Source organism: Serratia sp. JSRIV001 (genome assembly GCF_019968745.1).
Taxonomy (GTDB): Bacteria; Pseudomonadota; Gammaproteobacteria; order Enterobacterales; family Enterobacteriaceae; genus Chania; species Chania fonticola_B.
Genome location: NZ_CP074147.1, coordinates 604,771 through 622,828, shown reverse-complemented (window position 1 = coordinate 622,828; position 18,058 = coordinate 604,771). Strand labels below are relative to the sequence as shown.

Here is an 18,058-nt window from a genome sequence, read left to right as displayed (position 1 = left end):
TTTAGGTATCCCGCCATGAAGCCTGACGCTCCAATTAAGCTAGCAAAAACTTTCCTAATTACTTGATAAATAAAATAGTTTGACCTACCTATCATTATTCAAGATTGGTCTGACCTTTAGGGGAAGCGGATTGACCTCGATCAAAAATGACATACCGGCTGGTCGGTATGATCGCCGCATGAATACCCACGTACATCGCAAAAAAGACCCGGAACGGCTGCAAGAGCAGCTGCTGGAAGCCGCTAGTATCATCGCAGCCAAAGATGGGATTGCCGCGCTGTCGTTAAACGCCGTCGCCAAACAGGCTGGGGTCAGCAAGGGCGGGCTGCTACACCACTTTCCCGGCAGGCAGGAGCTAATCCACGCGCTGTTTATTCGCCTGCTGGCCGTGATGGATCGCGGCATTATGGCGCTAATGGCCGAGGACGATAACCCACGCGGGCGCTTCTCCCGGGCCTATCTGATGTATCTGGCAGGTATCAGTGAAAGCGACACCAGCCGTCAATTGGCCCTGCTGTCGCTGGCCATGCCGCATGAAATGGTGTTGCGTAAATGCTGGCGGGACTGGGTGCTGCAACATCTGGCCAACGCCGATGAACTGGATCGCAGCTACGTAGGTAACCTGGTGCGCTATGGTGCAGACGGCCTATGGCTATCTGAACTCACGGAAGGAGTCACTATGACGCCGGAAGAGCGGCTTGCATTGGTGACGAGGCTGGCGGCAATGACCTTCGAGGAGCTTTAACCTCCGCGGTTCGCGGGCAGCCAATCACCCAGGGGCGATAATGAAATACAAAATTAATGCCTTTCTTATTTATGACGCCACCGAAGGCTCGCTAAAGCTGGACGACGGCGGCAAGTCAGATAGCCAGCTCACCATCACTGCCAACGCCCTGCTGTTCTTCATGATCCAGCATCCTGGCGTGATCAGCCGCGATACGGTGATGCAGCGAGTGTGGGACGACAACGGGCTGATGTCCTCCAACAGCAACCTGAATCAGTACCTGAGCATCCTGCGTAAAGCCTTCCGCCGTTATGGCATTGAGAACGTGATCGTCACCGTGGCCAGGGGCCGGCTAGAAATCAACCCAGAGCTGACGATCGAGGTGATCGATGATTCCTTGGTGCATCCGGTGATACATGCCAGCGAACATCAATCCTCTGCCGAGATGGCTCCAGAACCAACGCCGGTAGCGGCGGTCATCACCAGCAACGATCGCGACTGGGGTTATGCCGGGGCGATGATATCGCTGTTGGCCATCGCGCTGATCGGCTGGTCGTGGAGTAACAACGGCAGCCTGACCCCTCTCACCTTCACCCCCGTCGCGCAGGACCCCATTGAGGTGTTATCCACCGACACCATGATAAATCCAAGAATGCGCGACAATTACCTGAAAAACTTTATTGCCGTCAAAGAAAAAAAGAACATCAAGTATGATAAAGACGAACGTTTTCTGTTCTTTTATGGTGATAAGCTGCAATCCAACGGTTTAGGCCGGACGTTTCTCGCACACTGTGCCAAACATCAAGATAATACATTCAGCTACTGCGATAACTATTTTTATTATTCATGGAAATAAATTATGAAAACAATCGGCTGGGGGAGAAGGCTGTTTGCCGTCTCTATCATATTGCTACTGGTCTCACTATTTATCACCGTTAAGCAGAATGTTATCCGGCGCGATGATATTTTAAACTGCTCAACCAAAGCCATTATGCATTTTGAAGACACCGTCACTGAATCCGTTAACGTCAATATTCACTTTAACTTTAATGCCAAAGGTAAAGGTTCGATCGTGGTGGAAGGATATTCAGACTCCGAGGTAGGCTGGCTTTATTTGCAACGCTACGTACAGTTTGATTATACCAGCAAGCGCGTTTCCCCCGGCGCCCGCTATTATCAGATCAACCGCTGGGTTTCCAGCAAGTCCTCTATCGATCAATCACCCGACGTGATCTTCGATTACTTTATGCGGGAAATGTCAGACAGCCACGACGGCCTGCAATTGGCAATGGGGAAAATCAATGCCGACACCGTGCTGCTCAGTTCGATCAACTCCCCATTGTTTATCTGCGCGTTAAAACCCGGCAGCCAGTTAGAGTAACGCCCGTTCCCCAGCAAAGCTGTTCCCCCTTGTCATAAGCCTCTGGCCTGCCTCTCATTACCCCAAAAACCCCCCTGATAGTCATAATGCCTACCGGTTATTCGACGATCGCTATTTCCCCCACCCCCAATCCTCTCCCCAAAAAGGAGAGGGAGCTAGTACGGTGATATCAGTAACAACGGCGGTCAATATGTAGCACGTGAAGCTACTCAAATAGCCACGGCAAAAACCTGCGCTACTCCACAGTCTGCAAGCCCCTCCGCTACCTAAAAAACCCATTTGAATACCATAGATTTAACATTCTTTTCCGCCCTTAAGTGAATGCCAAAACCCGCCATTTCTTGCCAGGGAGCAGAACTATTCTCGGGCTGATTATCAGAGCAAAAAGATAAACAGGGGATAAATAGAGGCTTATTATTAGAACAAAAAACTAAATAGATATCGATTAATGAATTTATATTTTGAATAACCACCGGAGGGGTATAGTGCCCTTAGCCGTCGGAAACCTTGATCCCCTCATGGCCGAACGGCACAGCAGATGACAACTCATAAACCGGCTTTGTGGAGGAAACAACAATGGGTGATGCATTAGGCTTAATCGAAACCAAAGGGTTGGTGGCCTGTATTGAAGCGGCGGATGCCATGTGCAAGGCGGCCAACGTCGAACTGATCGGCTATGAAAACGTCGGTTCCGGCCTGGTCACCGCCATGGTGAAAGGTGACGTCGGTGCGGTAAAAGCCGCCGTCGATTCCGGCGTGGAATCCGCACAACGCGTGGGTGAAGTAGTGACTTCACTGGTTATCGCCCGCCCACACAACGACATCAACAAAATCGTGATTAAGCACAAAGCGTAAACAGCGCATCAAGGAGAACGGATCATGGGTGACGCATTAGGATTGATTGAAACCAAAGGGCTGGTGGCCTGTATTGAAGCCGCCGATGCGATGTGCAAAGCGGCCAACGTGGAGCTGATCGGCTATGAGAACGTCGGTTCCGGCCTGGTTACCGCGATGGTGAAAGGCGACGTGGGCGCGGTCAAGGCGGCGGTGGATTCCGGTATCGAATCGGCCAAACGCGTGGGTGAAGTGGTTACCTCACTGGTCATTGCCCGCCCGCATAACGATATCCAGAAAATCATCTCGCAGTACAAAATCACCGAATAACAAGGAATTCACTGATGAAAGATGCACTCGGATTGATCGAAACCAAAGGGTTGGTGCCCGCCATCGAAGCCGCCGATGCCATGTGTAAGGCCGCCAATATTGAACTGATTGGCTATGAAAACGTCGGCTCCGGCCTGGTCACCGTGATGGTGAAAGGCGACGTGGGTGCCGTTAACGCAGCGGTGGAATCCGGTATTGAAGCCGCCAGCCGAATTGGCGAAGTGATTTCATCCCGGGTTATTGCACGCCCACATAATGATATTGAGAAAATTGCCTCACAGCATAAGGCGTAATTCAGCCTGATCACCGGCGGTGGCAGATAAGTACTCTACCCGATTGCAGCAAGTAAAAAATTAAACTCCTATTCAGGGGAATAGACTAATGACCACATTAGATCCGGATTTACAATCCATTCAGCAGGCTCGCACGCTGATTAAAAATGCCAAACAGGCACAATTGCTGTTTGCCAAATATTCACAGGAAAAGATCGACGGCATTATTAAACATATTGCCAGCGAAGCGGCCAGGCATGCCGAAGAATTGGCGAAGATGGCCCATGAAGAAACCGGCTTCGGCAATTGGCAAGACAAGGTGTTAAAAAACATTTTCGCCTCTGAAAAAGTTTTTGAGCATATTAAGGATTTAAAAACCGTCGGTATTATTCGTGACGACCAGCAGAATAAAGTGATGGACGTGGGCGTCCCGTTAGGGGTTATTACTGCCCTGGTGCCGTCGACCAACCCAACCTCAACTATTTTCTATAAAACGCTGATCGCGCTGAAGGCCGGGAACGCCATTATTTTCTCCCCGCACCCTAATGCGCGCCAGTGCAGCCAGCGGGCGATTGAAATCGTCAAGCAGGCTGCGCTTCAGGCCGGTGCCCCAGCAGGTATCGTTGACGGCCTGACCCAGCTGACGCTGGAAGCCACCAAAGCTCTGATGCACAGCAAAGACGTCGCGCTGATCCTGGCTACTGGCGGCGAAGGCATGGTTCGTGCGGCCTATAGCTCCGGCACGCCAACCATCAGCGGTGGCCCAGGCAACGGCCCGGCGTTTATCGAACGCAGCGCCAATATCCAGCAGGCGGTGAAAGACATCATCACCAGCAAGACCTTCGATAATGGCGTGATCTGCGCCTCTGAGCAGTCGATCATCGTGGAAAAGTGCATCTATCAGGATGTACACCGCGAGTTGCTGGCTCAGGGCTGCTACTTCATGAACGACGATGAATCTGCCCGCCTGGCCAATATCCTGTTACGCCCGAACGGCATGATTAATCCTGAAGTGGTGGGCAAAACCGCCATCTACCTCAGCGAACGCGCCGGGTTCTGCGTACCTGCGACCACCAGAGTGCTGATTTCATTGCAAAACAGCGTCTCGCGTAAAAACCCTTACGCCCGTGAAAAACTCTGCCCGGTGCTGGGGCTGTACATCGAAGAAGACTGGATGAGCGCCTGTGACCGCGTGGTGGAGTTGCTCACCAACGAAGGCCTGGGGCATACGCTGGTCATCCACACCCAGAACCAGCAGGTGATCCGCGAGTTTGCGCTGCAAAAACCGGTGCACCGCATCCTGATCAATACGCCCGCCGCGCTTGGAGGCATTGGCGCAACCACGAATCTTATACCTGCGTTAACGCTCGGTTGCGGTGCCGTTGGTGGCGGCTCCAGCTCGGACAACGTCGGCCCGATGAACCTGCTGAACGTACGTAAAGTCGGCTATGGCGTTCGTAGCATCGAGGATCTGCGCCAACCACAACCCGCAGCTCAGCCGTGCAGCGCGCCAATCAACCATAGCACCAGCATCTTCGACGATAACCGCTTTGCAGCTCCAACGGCGGCGGTAACCCCGCAGGCCGCACCGGCACCGCTGTATGCCCAGGGCGACGATCGTTTCGGGGCGGTCACCCGCGCAGTGGTTAACGCCGCAGCCAATGACATCACCGAAGAAAGCGTCGAACGGATCATTACTGAAGTGCTTGGACGCCTGTCCCGGTAACACATCAAACAAGGGTGAAAACATGATCCTCGCAAAGGTAACCGGCCATGTGGTGGCCACACAGAAAAGTGACGAACTACGCGGCAGTAACCTGCTGCTGGTCACGGCGCTGGGTGACGACTTGGAAGCCATCAAAGATCGCACCTACGTTGCCGTCGATAGCGTCGGTGCCGGTGAAAACGATCTGGTGTTGGTGGAAGAGTATTTCGCACTGAGTAAAGACCGCTACAAGGCCATGTCGATCGTTGCCATTGTCGAGAAGGTTCACCGGGAGCGTTAAGAGTAAGAGGAAGTAGGCATGAATGAGTTTCTGATTAAGCCAAAAATCCATTTCGGTGAGGATGCGCTGCTCGCGCTGAGCAGCTTGCCTGGACGCTCGGCGTTTTTGGTCACCGATCAGGCGATGGTGAAGTTTGGCTTGGCCGAGCGGGTGACCAGCCTGCTCCAACAGCAGCAGATCCGCTGTCGTCAGTATGACCAGGTGGCCTCAGACCCGGATATTTCCGCCATCGTCAGCGGCATGAAGCTGATGGATGACGACTACCCGGACCTGGTGATTGCCTTGGGCGGCGGCTCGGTCATCGATGCCGCCAAGGCGGTGATGTATGCGCTGTGGCATTGCCGTAAAGACAGCGGCCGCAGCAAGCCTTGTTTTGTCGCCATCCCCACCACCAGCGGCACCGGTTCCGAAGTCACCAGCTTCTCGGTGATCAAGTCCCGCAGCCAAAAGCTGGTGTTGGTGGACGAGTTCATGCTGCCCGACATCGCCATCCTCGATCCTCAGCTAGTGAAGTCGGTGCCGGCCAGTATTACCGCCGATACCGGGATGGATGTGCTGTGCCACGCCCTGGAGGCCTATGTCTCCCGCAAGGCCAGCGACTTCAGCGATGCGATGGCCGAAAAAGTGGTGCAGATGGTATTCGGCCACCTGCTGACCTGCTACCAACAGGGCAACAACCTGCCAGCGCGGGAAAAAATGCACAACGCTTCATGCATGGCCGGGATGGCGTTCACCAACGCATCGTTGGGCATTACCCACAGCCTGGCGCACGCCCTCGGCGGCATGTTTGGTATACCGCATGGCCGAGCCAATGCGCTGCTGATGACCTCGGTGGTCGCCTTCAATGCCGACGTTGACGGCAACTGCGACACCCCGGCCGCGCACAAATATGCCGCTCTGGCGCGCCTGTTGGGGCTGCCAAGCACCTCGGTACGCGATGGCGTCAATAGCCTGCTGGTGGCGATCGAAACGCTGAAACAGGAAATGCAGCTACCGGCCAATCTGCAAGCCGCAGGGGTGGAGGAACACCGCTTCCAGGTTTGCCTTGGCGAACTGGCCACGCAGGCGTTGCACGACAGTTGCACGCCAACCAACCCGCGCGACGTTAACGCGGCAGATTTGGAGAAACTGTACCGCCTCGCCTACAGCGGCGGCCCGGTACAGCTTCAATAACGCACTCATTACAGTCAACGGATTTTGCCAATTTGTGTGAAAGCCGCAGGACATCAGGAGAGATTTGAACATGGCCCATTATTCACTGACGCCACGCGTAAAACTGCTGGCAGAAAGACTCTTATCCCAAAACAGCACCATCAGCACCGAACGTGCCGCCATTCTGGAAACGCTGGGTGGCGATGTGGCCGGCATGCCGCAGTTGGTCAAGAATGCCAAGCTGTTCAATGAGCTGGTTAAGCAACTGCCCGGCTACATCGGCCCCGATGAGCTGATCATCGGCAGCCAATCCTCCATCCCGCGCGCCGCCGTGTTCCACAGCGAAAGTGAACTGCGCAGTCCTTCGGCCTTCACCGCCTTTGGCCAGACCTCACCGGACTATCTGGCGGTGATCACCAAAGGGCTGTTCGCCATCGAGGCCGAAATGGAAGACCGCGCCAGAAGCATCGGCAGCGCTGTCAGCCGTTCCGGGCTGGACGAGGTCAACCAATGCCGCGCCATGATCTACGCCTGCAATGCAGCGATGCATCTGGCGCAGAAACTGGCCAGCAAGGCCGAAAACATGGCGACGGTAGAAAACCATCCTTACCGCAAGGCGGAGCTGCAGGAAGCGGCTGCCATGCTGAAAAAAGTCCCGGCTTACGGGGCCAGCAGCTTTAAAGAGGCTTGCCAGTCGTTCTACTTCTTCCAACTGACGCTACATCTGGAAAACGGCAGCTACGCGGTTTACCCAGGCGGCTTCGACAAGCTGCTGTACAGCTTCTATCAGCAAGACGTCACCCGTGGCGTGCTGACGCCGGAGCAGGCTTATGAAATCGTCGAGTGCCTGTGGCTGAAGCTGTGCGAGCTTTCCGAAGTGCGCGCACCACGTGAGCTGGATGGCTATCCGATGTTTGACGCCATGCTGCACGGCGTGCGCCTGGACGACCCGGCATTGGTGATCAACGATCTGTCCGCCATGCTGCTGGCAGCCCGTAGCAATCTGATGACGCTCAACAGCAACCTGCAGGTAAAACTGTTTGCTGGCCAGGCGGCTGCTCGCCCGCAGTACAGTGCGCCATCGGCCCCGTTCGTGGCGGCCTCGGCGCAAGACGTGGCAACGCACAAACTGATGGAAGGGCTGACGCCGCGCCTGCAACGCCTGCGTGACAACTACCTCGATGCTCGCCCTAGCGTCTCTATCTATCGCGCCATCACCTTTACCGAGATGGCAAAAAACAACCCGGGTCTGCCAACCATTCTGCTGCGCGCCAAGTCTTTCCGTGCCGCCTGTGAAACCGCGCCGATCCTGATCCAGCAAGATGAGCTGATCGTCGGCCATCCGTGCGGCAAACCACGTGCTGGGGCATTCTCACCGGATATCGCCTGGCGCTGGGTGCGTGACGAACTGGACACCATGGGCACCCGTCCGCAGGATCCATTTATTATCTCCGAGGCCGACAAGAAGACGATCCGTGAAGAGATCGTGCCATTCTGGGAAGGCCGTTCGCTCGATGAGATCTGTGAAGCACAGTACCGCGAAGCGGGCGTTTGGGCCTTCAGCGGCGAAACCTTTGTCAGCGATCTTTCCTACCACCAGATTAACGGCGGCGGCGACACCTGCCCAGGCTACGACATCCTGCTGTTCACCAAAGGGATGAACGGTATCAAGGCCGATGCCCAGCAGCATCTCGCGGCGCTGAGCATGGAAAACCCGGCGGATATCGACAAGATCTACTTCTACAAAGCGGCCATTGAAACCTGTGACGGCGTGGTGGCCTACGCCAAACGCATCGCAGATAAGGCCCGTGAACTGGCCGCCGTTGAGCAGGATCCAGCGCGCCGTGCCGAGCTGCTGACCATCGCAGAAACCAACGAGAACGTCCCAGCCAACCCACCGAAGACCCTGCAAGAAGCGCTGCAAAGCATCTGGACGGTGGAGTCGCTGTTTGAAGTGGAAGAGAACCAGACCGGGCTGTCGCTGGGCCGTCTGGATCAGTATTGCTACCCGATGTACCAGGCCGATATCGCCTCTGGCCGCCTGACGCAGGAACAGGCGCTGGAACTGTTGCAGGCCTTCATCATCAAGTGTGCCGAACTGATGTGGATGTCCAGCGAACTGGGCGCCAAGTACTTCGCCGGTTACCAGCCGTTTATCAACCTGACCATCGGCGGGCAGAAACGCAGCGGTGGCGATGCCTGTAACGACCTGACCTATCTGATCATGGACGCCGTACGCTTTGTCAAAGTGTACCAGCCGTCGCTGGCCTGCCGTATCCATAACCAGTCACCGCAGAAGTACATGGAGAAGATCGTCGACGTGGTGAAAGCGGGTATGGGCTTCCCGGCCTGCCACTTTGATGATTCGCACATCAAGATGATGCTGCGCAAGGGCTTCGACTTTGAAGACGCGCGCGACTACTGCCTGATGGGTTGTGTAGAGCCGCAAAAATCCGGCCGCATCTATCAGTGGACCTCCACCGGCTATACCCAATGGCCGATTGCCATCGAGTTCGTGCTCAACCGTGGCCGCATGGTGCTGTTCGACAGCTATCAAGGCTTGGATACCGGTGAGCTGAGTACCCTGAAAACCTACGAAGAGTTCGACAATGCGGTGAAGGCGCAGATCGCGCACATCGTCAAACTGTCGGCTATTGGCACCGTGATCAGCCAGCGTGTCCACCGCGACGTGGCACCAAAACCACTGATGTCGCTGCTGGTGGAAGGCTGTATGGAACAGGGTAAAGACGTAGCCGCCGGTGGCGCAGTGATCAACCACGGCCCAGGGCTGATCTTCTCCGGCCTGGCGACCTATGTCGACTCCATGGCCGCGATCCGCAAGCTGGTATATCAGGATGGTAAATACACCCTGGAGCAGATCCGTGACGCACTGCTGGCCAACTTTGAAGGCTTTGAACAGCTGCGCCGCGACTGTCTGAACGCGCCGAAGTACGGCAATGACGATGACACGGTCGATCAGTACGCGCTGGACATCACCGAGTGGACCGAGCGCGAGTGCCGCAAGTACAAGATGCTCTACTCCACGCTGAGCCACGGCACCCTGTCGATTTCCAACAACACGCCGATCGGTGAACTGACCGCCGCAACGCCAAACGGCCGCTTGGCCTGGATGCCACTCTCCGACGGGATCAGCCCGACGCAGGGTGCGGACAAGCAGGGCCCAACCGCCATCATCAAGTCCGTCAGCAAGATGAACGTGGAAACCATGAACATCGGCATGGTGCACAACTTCAAGTTCCTCAAAGGGCTGCTCGATACCCCGGAAGGCAAGAACGGGCTGATCACCCTGCTGCGTACCGCGTCCATTCTGGGCAACGGCCAGATGCAGTTCAGCTACGTGGATAACGAAGTACTGAAGCAGGCGCAGGTAGAGCCAGAGAAATATCGCGACCTGATCGTCCGCGTAGCCGGTTACAGCGCCTACTTCGTCGAGCTATGCAAAGAAGTGCAGGACGAAATCATCAGCCGTACCGTTATTGAGAAGTTCTGACCTTAGCCTTGGATAAGACAGGGATGTCTTATCCCATCAGCCTTCGAAGAAAGGGGAAAATAGTATGGATAACACGCTGGAGAAAAAGGGTCGGATATTCAATATCCAGAAATACTCGATCTATGACGGAGACGGTATTCGCACCCTGATTTTTTTCAAAGGTTGTAACATCCTCTGCGCCTGGTGCGCCAACCCCGAGGGGCTCACCAGCAATTTCCAGGTGATGTATTCACATGATTTGTGCGTTGACTGTGGGCAATGTGTTGATGTCTGCCCGGTGGGGATCCATTCCCAGCGCCAAAACGCACAAGGCGATCTCAAGCACCACCTCGATCGCAACATAGACTGCATCGGTTGCCGCAAATGCGAAGAAGTCTGCATCTCCGGCGCGCTGGACATCATGGGCAAGGACGTCACGGTGCAGGAGTTGATGGATATCATCCTGCAGGACGTCGATTTCTATCATGCCTCTGGCGGTGGCGTCACCTTGGGCGGTGGCGAGCTGAGCCTGCAAACCGACTTTGCAGCCGCGCTGCTGACCGAATGCAAAAAACAGATGATCAACACCGCCATCGAAACCAATGGCACCACCACTTTAGCCAATTATGAAAAGCTGGCGACCTGCACCGACATGTTCCTGTTCGATATCAAGCATATCGATAGCGCACGGCATAAAGCGTTGTTTGGCGTCGGCAACGAGGGCGTAAAAAGAAACCTGGAGCGCCTGGTGGAACTGGGCAGCCATATCGTGGTGCGCATGCCTTTGGTACGCGGCTATAACGATTCTTACGATGCCATCACCGGTGCCATTGACTATGTCATGGCCCTGGCACGCAAAGGCAATATCAGCCGCATCGACGTTTTGCCTTATCACCAGTTGGGTAAAAACAAATACCAGCGGCTCGACATGATCTATCCGGTCAAAGACGACCCAAGTTACAGCAATGAAGAACTGGACCAACTGGCGGCTTTTTTCCAGCGCTTTGACTTTGATATCCGCCTGGTAAGGCACTAAGGAGATGGAGATGAACTTAAGCCTGGGAGTGATTGAAACCTATGGCCTGACCGCCGCGATCCACGCGGCCGATGCGGCCTGTAAATCCGCTGCGGTAACGGTGCTGGGATACAAGAAGATTGGTTCCGGCCTGGTTAGCGTGTTCTTTGCCGGGGAAATCAGCGCGGTGAAAACCGCCATCGACAGCGGTGTGGCAGTGATCAAACAACCGGCGTTTATCAAAGGCCAGTTGGTGATTGCCCGCCCGGAAAAACAGGTTGTCGCGCTGCTGACCGGGCTGAAAGGCAAGGAGCTTACGCCGCCAGCGGCCAAAGTACAGCAAGAAACGCCTGCGCCAGTAGCAGAAGTGGCCGCCCCGCAGGCAGAGGCCGCAGCGCCGGTAGTCGAAGCCCCTGTTGCCGACAACAAACCCGCACGCACCGGCGGCAAGAAAGAGTCTAAATAACCGTACAGCTTCTGAGATCGGGTAGGAATAACAGTATGTTTAATGAGTCGTTACTGGAAAGGATCCGCCATAACCTGGCAGATAACTATGCTTCTCCCACCGGCATCGCCATCCCGGTTGGGGTCTCTAACCGGCATGTCCATCTGTCGCAGCAGGATATTGAAAAGCTGTTTGGTGCGGGCTATCGGCTAACGCCATGCAAAGAGCTACGCCAGCCTGGGCAGTTCGCCGCGAAAGAGTGCGTGATGATCGTCGGCCCAAAAGGCTCGCTCTCCAAGGTGCGGGTGCTGGGGCCTGCGCGCGAATGTACTCAGTTGGAAATCTCCAAGGCGGACTGCTTTACCCTGGGGCTGAAGGCTCCGGTACGCGAATCCGGCAATCTGAACGCCTCCGGTGACGCCATGCTGGCTGGCCCGGCGGGCTACGTTTCGCTGCATTCACAGGTGATTTGTGCCCAGCGCCATATCCATATGAACCCGCAGGATGCCGCCAGGTTGGGCGTGCAGAACGGGCAGAAGGTGCGGGTGAAAGCGGCAGGCGTGCGTGGGCTGATCTTTGACGAAGTCATCGTGCGGATCAAAGCCAGTTTTGCTCTGGAACTGCACATTGATACCGATGAAGCCAACGCCGCCGGGCTGGCTTCCGGTGACAACGTGGTTATCGTTCCCTAAGGCGGCAAATATGATGCAGCGTGAAATCATCGATAAGTTGGTCAGTGAAGTGCTCTCACGGATGCGGCCACGGGCGTTGGTGTTGTTAACCGCAGCGGATGGTTACCACGAAATTATCCGCGCGCGCTTGCAGCACTGCCAGGCGTTCTCGCCGGTGATCCTGTTTAGCGATAATGCCCGGCAGTTTCACGCAGAAACAGATTGGAGCCAACTAGGGCCAATCACTTCGCTGGCGGAAATCAGTCAAACCGGCGCGTTGGATAATATTGAGCGGGTATTAATTCCTTTTCTCGATTTCGCGACGGCGGCAGAAGTGGCCAATGGTTTATTACAGTCTGATGCTGCCCGGTTTATTCATCTGGCTCGAATGAGCGGCAGGCCAATTATGGCGCTGGATTATAACTGCAACCCGAACAGCGAATTAAATCAGCTGAAAGGCCTGAGCCGCGCAGGTGAAAATGCCCCTCAGGCAGATTATCTGCCAAAGCTGGCGGCACAAGGCATTGAGCTCTGTACGTTGGATCGGATGCTATCGGCCCAGCCCACAGCTACGGAGCCGTTGGCAGCACCGACGCAGGGCTACGTAACGCTTAGCGAACTCAAGCGACTCAATGGTCGTTCACCACCGGGAGCCAAGCTGACCGATTTGGCATTGGAATATAGCCGAGGGAAAAAATAACCAAGCTTCAAAATTTCACTTTATATCAATAATTATTAATCAGGAGCGAACTCTATGTCTACCAAGGCAAAAGCATGGGTATGGATGTTATTGGTCATCTTCTCCGAGACCTCGGCCACCTCAACCTTAAAAATGTTTGATAACAGCGAAGGTACCGCCAAGACGTTATTACTCGGCTTGATCGTCGTGTTGTACTGCGTTTGTTATTACTCGTTATCCAACGCGGTGAAATACATTCCTGTCGGCCTGGCTTACGCCACCTGGTCAGGCACCGGGATTTTACTGGTCTCAAGCCTGGGCATGCTGTTTTACGGCCAGCACCCTGATATGCCAGCCATTATCGGCATGATCGTGATTGCCAGCGGCATCGTGATCATGAACCTCTTTTCCAAAATGGGCTCCTCCGAAGAATAAGGGTATCAACTATGTTTAACATTGGCTTCTTGTGGCTGGCACTGTCGATTGGTTCAGAAATCACCGGGACCTCGATGATCAAAAAAACCAACAACTTTAAAAAGCTGGGGCCTTCGGTGCTGGTGATTAGCGCTTACTGCCTGTGCTATTTCGCCCTGACCAAAGCGATGGGGTTTATCCCGGTGGGCGTCGCCTACTCGCTGTGGTGCGGCTTTGGCATCGTCGGGGTGACCTTCGTTTCCATGCTGCTCTACAAGCAGAAACCGGATCTCCCTGCCATCTTCGCCATGGCGCTGATCATCGGCGGTGGCGTCATCATGAATATCTTCTCGCAGATGTAAGATCTCAGCCCCTTGCAGCGCAGCGGCAACGTTGCACTGTAGGGGGCTGATTGACGCCATCAATAAGTAATGCTGGCTAATGATTTGACGCTGCATAATCCAGATATGTAATAGTTGCAGTCACGTATTTTGCAAGACAATATCTAATTTCGGAACGGTGTTTCATTATTAGGGATAAATCATGCAAAGAAATATCAAGTCATTATCAGCTATGGCGATTTTTCTGCTGGCCCTGACGGGTTGTGATAACTCGGATGGTAGTGTCGCCTCTCCTGTTGAGCCAGTTAAACCCGTTGTTCCCCCTGAAACTGAGAAACCTGTCGCTGACCGCAGTGGTGCCTGGCCAGCCTCAGCCCTTAACGATCCCGAATTGGCCGGGAAAGAACCAGTAATACCTGAAGTCTGCCAAACACTCTCAGCCGAACTGAACCAGAATGCCAAAGGGCTACTGGATGAAGCCATTGATGCTGACGTGAATGATTCCCAACCCGATACCCAACGTATTCAAGCCGCGATCGACGCCTGCAACACCGGTGCCGTTAAACTGGTCGCTGGCAGTAACGAAGAGAATGCGTTCTTGAGCGGCCCACTTACGCTAAAAAGTGGCGTCACACTCTGGGTAGATCAAGGGATCACCCTGTTTGCCTCACGTAGCCCGGTGGATTACCAGATTGCCGGTAAGAATAACTGCGGCGAAACCGCCAGTGCCGATAATGGCTGTAACGCATTGATTACCGCCACCGATGCGATAAACAGCGGCGTGATTGGTGAAGGTATTATCGACGGACGAGGGGGAGCAGTGCTCACCAGCGGAAAATATGCCGATATCCTAACCTGGTGGGATGTAGGCGCATTAACCAAAACCGTTTCCGGCGCCAATCAGAACAACCCGCGGCTAATTCAGGTCACCAACAAGAATTCCGCCAAGCCGACCAGCCAGAACTTCACGCTGTATAAGATCACCTTACAGAATGCACCCAAATTCCACTTTGTCCCCAGTGGGGTCAATGGAGTGGTCGTCTGGGGCGTGAAGGTGTTAACGCCTTCACTGGCCTATACGGTTCCAGGCTATGATTGCCCGAAAGGGACAACCCCTGCGACATCGGGTTCCCCTAACTATACCCGATCAAGCACCTGCTTTACCCCGGATACGACCAAGAACACCGACGCGATCGATCCTGGCCAATCGCAGAATGTCCTGATTGCCTATAACCACATCAGTACCGGTGATGACGGTATTGCCATCAAAGCCCATAGCAGCAATGCCTGTGTCCCACCGATTGCCGAAAAGTATGCAGGGCAGTTGCCTATTTACACCGTCAGCAACGTCAAAATTCTGCATAACCGCCTCTACTTCACCCATGGCATGTCAATCGGCAGTGAAACCGACTGCGCGGTCAAAGACGTGGAGATTCGGGATATGAGCATTGACGGCCATGATGCTGACTTTGCCGTCGGCGTGCGTATCAAAACCGATATGAGCGTTGGAGGAGAGGTGAGGAACATCAACTATGATGGCATTTGCATCCGCCGCGCTCAGGAAGCGCTGACCATAGATACCTATTACAGCAAAAAAACCGGCCAGGCCTACCCCGATATTCAAGATGTCACCATCAAGAATTACCACTATGTGGATACGCCAGACTCCATTTATAACGGAGATAACGTTCGGGTCACCTTACGCGGCTTCAGCTCTGATGGCCAGGATCTGCCATTAAGAAATATTGTGCTCGATAACACCGTGTTTGACAGCTCACCACAGTTGGCTAGCAAAGCCTCGGCAACAATCCCTGCCGCACCTTCTTATGCCCAGATCCTGATGGGACCTGGCCCGGTATCCCTGGCGGATCTGCTGTTGGAGGCTGCGAACAACGGTGCCGCAGAGTTTGAAGTGCTGGATAACCGTAATGGATCCGAAGAGCCTTACGATTGCCGCGAAGCCTTTGCACTGTTCCCTTCTAGCGCCTCTGCACTCTAAGCGAAAAACGGGCAGGATCTCTCCCACCCGTCTTTCCTCTGCTCCGGTGACTAACACATCGCGGCTTTGATTTGCATACAGGCCCAGTCTATTGGGCCTGACTATTTCCGCTTCAGCAGCAAAACAAGGCTGATCAACAGGAACAGCAAGCTTGGCAACAGGGCACCCAGAATTGGCGGCATGCTGTACACCATGCTCAGCGGGCCGAAGATCTGATCCAGCACGTAGAACAGGAAGCCGAAGCTGATACCGATCACCACTCGCACGCCCATCGGCACGCTACGCAGCGGGCCAAAGATAAACGACAGCGCCATCAGCATCATCACCGCCACCGACAGCGGCGAGAAGATCTTGCTCCACATATTCAGCTGATAACGGCTGGCCTCCTGGCCACTCTGCTTGAGGTACTTCACATAGTTGTGCAAGCCGCTGATGGAAAGCGAATCCGGATCCAACGCCACCACGCCCAGCTTGTCCGGGGTCAGGTTGGTTTTCCACACCCCGGTCAGCGTCTGGGTACTGGTGACCTGATTCGGATTGGTCAGATCGGAAGTATCCACCTGCGAAAGCTGCCACGCGCCGTCTTCAAAATCTGCGGTACCGGCATAGCGAACCGTCTCTAACCGGCGCTGATCGTTGAAGTGGTAAATGTTGACGCCAGCCAGCTCTTTTTCACCCGCCACCCGTTCGATGTAGATAAAGTCGTTGCCGTCCTTCGCCCACAGGCCGCTCTTGGTGGAAAGCAGTGAGCCGCCGTACATCTGCTGTGCGCGGTAGTTACGCGCCATCTGTTCGCCCTGCGGTGCCACCCATTCGCCGATTGCCATCGTCAGCAAGACCAGCGGAATAGCGGTTTTCATCACCGACCCAGCAATCTGCAGCCGGGTGAAGCCAGAAGCTTGCATTACCACCAGTTCGCTACGCGTAGCCAGGGTGCCCAAACCGAGCAATGCCCCTAGCAGCGCCGCCATCGGGAAGAAGATCTCAATATCCTTTGGCACGCTGAGCAGGGTATAAACCCCCGCACCCAGCGCCGAGTATTCACCCTGCCCGACTTTACGCAGCTGATCGACAAACTTGATGATGCCGGAAAGCGAAACCAGCATGAACAGCGTCATCATGATGGTGTTGAAAATCGTTTTACCGATATAACGGTCCAGTACACCAAACATCAGGCCGCTCCTCTCAGGCGTGCACGCAGTTTGCGCATCGGCACGGTATCCCACAGGTTAAGTGCCAGAGCAATCGCGAAGTACGCCAGGTTCACCAGCCACATCCACACCAACGGATCCAGCTTGCCCTTACCGGCATTGGAACGCAGCGAGGTCTGCAGCAGGAAGAAGATCAGATACAGCAGCATCGCTGGCAACATGCTCAGCACTCGGCCTTGGCGCGGGTTGACCACGCTAAGCGGCACCACCAGCAGCGCCATCAGCACCACGGAAACCACCAGCGTCAGACGCCAGTGGAATTCGGCGCGCGCATCCGGTTCATTCGATTCCCACAACGTGCGCATCGACATCTGCTCGGACTGGGTATTATCGATAGTGACCGACTGATGGCCGATAACCGCTTTATAGTCGGTGAAGTCGGTAATGCGGAAATCACGCAGCAGCGCGGTGCCTTCAAATCGGGTGCCTTTGTCCAGGGTGACAACCTGCGATCCGTCGCGACCCTGATTGATCATTCCATGCTCGGCCACCACTACCGAAGGGCGTTGGTTACCGTTCGGGCGTAGCTGCGCCAGGAACACGTCGTTGAAGGTGTTGCCCTTTACGCTGCCGACAAACAGCACAGCGTTACCATCCTGTGAGGGTTGGAACTGCCCTTCAGCCAGCCCGGCAATGCTGGGGTTGGCTTTGGCTTCGGCAATCACTTCGTCCTGATGGCTGGCCGCCCATGGCCCGACCCAGAAGACGTTTACCGCAGCCACCGCCGAGGTAAAGATCGCCAACACCATAGCGGCAATGATCAGGGTCCGTTTCCCCAGACCGCAGGCGTGCATAACGGTGATTTCGCTTTCGGTATACAACCGTCCAAGCGTCATCAAGAGGCCAAGAAACAGGCTTAAGGGCAAGATTAGCTGCGCCATCTTCGGCACACCCAATGCAAGCAGGGATAAGACTAAATTTGTCGGGATATTGCCGTCGACCGCATCACCTAACACCCTGACCAGGTTCTGACAAAAGAAGATCAGAAGCAGGATAAACAGGATGGCAATTTGGCTCTTCAGCGTTTCCCGTACCAGATATCTAATGATGATCACGCTTATTACGCCTGTGAAAACTTGTCTTTTTGCAGGAAA

Annotated in this window: 19 protein-coding genes; 17 read left to right on the top strand and 2 right to left on the bottom strand. The window is 54.8% G+C overall.

The annotated features are described in order from the left end of the window. Positions 1–178 precede the first annotated feature (178 nt). The 17 genes from KGP17_RS02770 to KGP17_RS02690 all read left to right on the top strand — a co-directional run bounded on the left by KGP17_RS02770 (position 179) and on the right by KGP17_RS02690 (position 15,753). Entirely contained in the window at positions 179–745 is a 567-nt protein-coding gene (locus KGP17_RS02770) for a TetR/AcrR family transcriptional regulator (protein ID WP_021179131.1), read from the top strand. Between the two features lie 40 nt (positions 746–785). Continuing rightward, entirely contained in the window at positions 786–1,580 is a 795-nt protein-coding gene (locus tag KGP17_RS02765) for a winged helix-turn-helix domain-containing protein (protein WP_223498807.1), read from the top strand. Positions 1,581–1,583: 3 nt separating this feature from the next. Then, positions 1,584–2,105: a FidL-like protein gene (locus KGP17_RS02760; protein ID WP_223498806.1), complete on the top strand. Its 522-nt coding sequence runs from the start codon at positions 1,584–1,586 to the stop codon at positions 2,103–2,105. Positions 2,106–2,681: 576 nt separating this feature from the next. Beyond that, entirely contained in the window at positions 2,682–2,960 is a 279-nt protein-coding gene (locus tag KGP17_RS02755) for a BMC domain-containing protein (RefSeq protein ID WP_004249182.1), read from the top strand. Positions 2,961–2,984: 24 nt separating this feature from the next. After that, positions 2,985–3,269 carry a BMC domain-containing protein gene (locus KGP17_RS02750; RefSeq protein ID WP_021807825.1) on the top strand — a complete coding sequence of 95 codons (285 nt, stop codon included), beginning with the start codon at positions 2,985–2,987 and terminating at the stop codon, positions 3,267–3,269. Between the two features lie 14 nt (positions 3,270–3,283). After that, the gene (locus tag KGP17_RS02745; protein WP_021179127.1) at positions 3,284–3,562 is read left to right on the top strand and encodes a BMC domain-containing protein; all 279 of its coding nucleotides are present in this window, start codon (positions 3,284–3,286) and stop codon (positions 3,560–3,562) included. Between the two features lie 88 nt (positions 3,563–3,650). Further along, positions 3,651–5,267 carry an acetaldehyde dehydrogenase (acetylating) gene (locus KGP17_RS02740; protein ID WP_094982212.1) on the top strand — a complete coding sequence of 539 codons (1,617 nt, stop codon included), beginning with the start codon at positions 3,651–3,653 and terminating at the stop codon, positions 5,265–5,267. Between the two features lie 22 nt (positions 5,268–5,289). Beyond that, on the top strand, positions 5,290–5,547 hold the full coding sequence (locus tag KGP17_RS02735) for a EutN/CcmL family microcompartment protein (RefSeq protein WP_021179125.1): 258 nt from the start codon (positions 5,290–5,292) through the stop codon (positions 5,545–5,547). A gap of 18 nt (positions 5,548–5,565) precedes the next feature. Beyond that, entirely contained in the window at positions 5,566–6,720 is a 1,155-nt protein-coding gene (locus KGP17_RS02730; RefSeq protein ID WP_094982213.1) for a 1-propanol dehydrogenase PduQ, read from the top strand. A 70-nt stretch (positions 6,721–6,790) separates the two neighbouring features. Further along, positions 6,791–10,210, top strand: a complete 3,420-nt coding sequence (gene cutC, locus KGP17_RS02725; RefSeq protein ID WP_223498805.1) for a choline trimethylamine-lyase — start codon at positions 6,791–6,793, stop codon at positions 10,208–10,210. A gap of 64 nt (positions 10,211–10,274) precedes the next feature. Further along, positions 10,275–11,225: a choline TMA-lyase-activating enzyme gene (gene cutD / locus KGP17_RS02720; protein ID WP_021807820.1), complete on the top strand. Its 951-nt coding sequence runs from the start codon at positions 10,275–10,277 to the stop codon at positions 11,223–11,225. A gap of 10 nt (positions 11,226–11,235) precedes the next feature. After that, positions 11,236–11,670 carry a BMC domain-containing protein gene (locus KGP17_RS02715; protein ID WP_115160406.1) on the top strand — a complete coding sequence of 145 codons (435 nt, stop codon included), beginning with the start codon at positions 11,236–11,238 and terminating at the stop codon, positions 11,668–11,670. 35 nt (positions 11,671–11,705) lie between these two features. Further along, positions 11,706–12,341 carry a phosphate propanoyltransferase gene (locus tag KGP17_RS02710; protein ID WP_115160405.1) on the top strand — a complete coding sequence of 212 codons (636 nt, stop codon included), beginning with the start codon at positions 11,706–11,708 and terminating at the stop codon, positions 12,339–12,341. A 10-nt stretch (positions 12,342–12,351) separates the two neighbouring features. Then, the gene (locus KGP17_RS02705) at positions 12,352–13,020 is read left to right on the top strand and encodes a hypothetical protein (protein WP_059199583.1); all 669 of its coding nucleotides are present in this window, start codon (positions 12,352–12,354) and stop codon (positions 13,018–13,020) included. Positions 13,021–13,074: 54 nt separating this feature from the next. After that, the gene (locus KGP17_RS02700) at positions 13,075–13,434 is read left to right on the top strand and encodes a multidrug efflux SMR transporter (RefSeq protein ID WP_223498804.1); all 360 of its coding nucleotides are present in this window, start codon (positions 13,075–13,077) and stop codon (positions 13,432–13,434) included. Between the two features lie 11 nt (positions 13,435–13,445). Then, positions 13,446–13,775: a multidrug efflux SMR transporter gene (locus tag KGP17_RS02695; RefSeq protein ID WP_021179117.1), complete on the top strand. Its 330-nt coding sequence runs from the start codon at positions 13,446–13,448 to the stop codon at positions 13,773–13,775. Between the two features lie 181 nt (positions 13,776–13,956). Continuing rightward, positions 13,957–15,753 (top strand): glycoside hydrolase family 28 protein, encoded by a 1,797-nt coding sequence (locus KGP17_RS02690; RefSeq protein WP_223498803.1) that lies wholly within the window; start codon positions 13,957–13,959, stop codon positions 15,751–15,753. 101 nt (positions 15,754–15,854) lie between these two features. Here the strand turns inward: KGP17_RS02690 and lptG are convergent, their stop codons facing one another. Both lptG and lptF read right to left on the bottom strand, forming a co-directional pair. Continuing rightward, complete coding sequence (lptG, locus tag KGP17_RS02685) at positions 15,855–16,925, bottom strand: LPS export ABC transporter permease LptG (RefSeq protein ID WP_021807815.1); 1,071 nt, start codon at positions 16,923–16,925, stop codon at positions 15,855–15,857. Continuing rightward, positions 16,925–18,019 (bottom strand): LPS export ABC transporter permease LptF, encoded by a 1,095-nt coding sequence (lptF, locus tag KGP17_RS02680; RefSeq protein WP_021807814.1) that lies wholly within the window; start codon positions 18,017–18,019, stop codon positions 16,925–16,927. The genes lptG and lptF overlap by 1 nt, the downstream gene beginning before the upstream one ends. Positions 18,020–18,058: the final 39 nt, after the last annotated feature.

Excerpts from the sequence above, each read along its gene's own strand:
- KGP17_RS02770 (WP_021179131.1), top strand. The coding sequence starts at position 179 with ATGAATACCCACGTACATCGCAAAAAAGACCCGGAACGGCTGCAAGAG.
- KGP17_RS02750 (WP_021807825.1), top strand. The coding sequence starts at position 2,985 with ATGGGTGACGCATTAGGATTGATTGAAACCAAAGGGCTGGTGGCCTGT.
- KGP17_RS02745 (WP_021179127.1), top strand. The coding sequence starts at position 3,284 with ATGAAAGATGCACTCGGATTGATCGAAACCAAAGGGTTGGTGCCCGCC.
- KGP17_RS02730 (WP_094982213.1), top strand. The coding sequence starts at position 5,566 with ATGAATGAGTTTCTGATTAAGCCAAAAATCCATTTCGGTGAGGATGCG.
- KGP17_RS02740 (WP_094982212.1), top strand. The coding sequence starts at position 3,651 with ATGACCACATTAGATCCGGATTTACAATCCATTCAGCAGGCTCGCACG.
- KGP17_RS02695 (WP_021179117.1), top strand. The coding sequence starts at position 13,446 with ATGTTTAACATTGGCTTCTTGTGGCTGGCACTGTCGATTGGTTCAGAA.
- KGP17_RS02755 (WP_004249182.1), top strand. The coding sequence starts at position 2,682 with ATGGGTGATGCATTAGGCTTAATCGAAACCAAAGGGTTGGTGGCCTGT.
- lptG (WP_021807815.1), bottom strand. The coding sequence starts at position 16,925 with ATGTTTGGTGTACTGGACCGTTATATCGGTAAAACGATTTTCAACACC.
- KGP17_RS02690 (WP_223498803.1), top strand. The coding sequence starts at position 13,957 with ATGCAAAGAAATATCAAGTCATTATCAGCTATGGCGATTTTTCTGCTG.
- KGP17_RS02705 (WP_059199583.1), top strand. The coding sequence starts at position 12,352 with ATGATGCAGCGTGAAATCATCGATAAGTTGGTCAGTGAAGTGCTCTCA.
- KGP17_RS02735 (WP_021179125.1), top strand. The coding sequence starts at position 5,290 with ATGATCCTCGCAAAGGTAACCGGCCATGTGGTGGCCACACAGAAAAGT.
- KGP17_RS02710 (WP_115160405.1), top strand. The coding sequence starts at position 11,706 with ATGTTTAATGAGTCGTTACTGGAAAGGATCCGCCATAACCTGGCAGAT.
- KGP17_RS02760 (WP_223498806.1), top strand. The coding sequence starts at position 1,584 with ATGAAAACAATCGGCTGGGGGAGAAGGCTGTTTGCCGTCTCTATCATA.
- KGP17_RS02765 (WP_223498807.1), top strand. The coding sequence starts at position 786 with ATGAAATACAAAATTAATGCCTTTCTTATTTATGACGCCACCGAAGGC.
- cutD (WP_021807820.1), top strand. The coding sequence starts at position 10,275 with ATGGATAACACGCTGGAGAAAAAGGGTCGGATATTCAATATCCAGAAA.
- KGP17_RS02700 (WP_223498804.1), top strand. The coding sequence starts at position 13,075 with ATGTCTACCAAGGCAAAAGCATGGGTATGGATGTTATTGGTCATCTTC.
- KGP17_RS02715 (WP_115160406.1), top strand. The coding sequence starts at position 11,236 with ATGAACTTAAGCCTGGGAGTGATTGAAACCTATGGCCTGACCGCCGCG.
- cutC (WP_223498805.1), top strand. The coding sequence starts at position 6,791 with ATGGCCCATTATTCACTGACGCCACGCGTAAAACTGCTGGCAGAAAGA.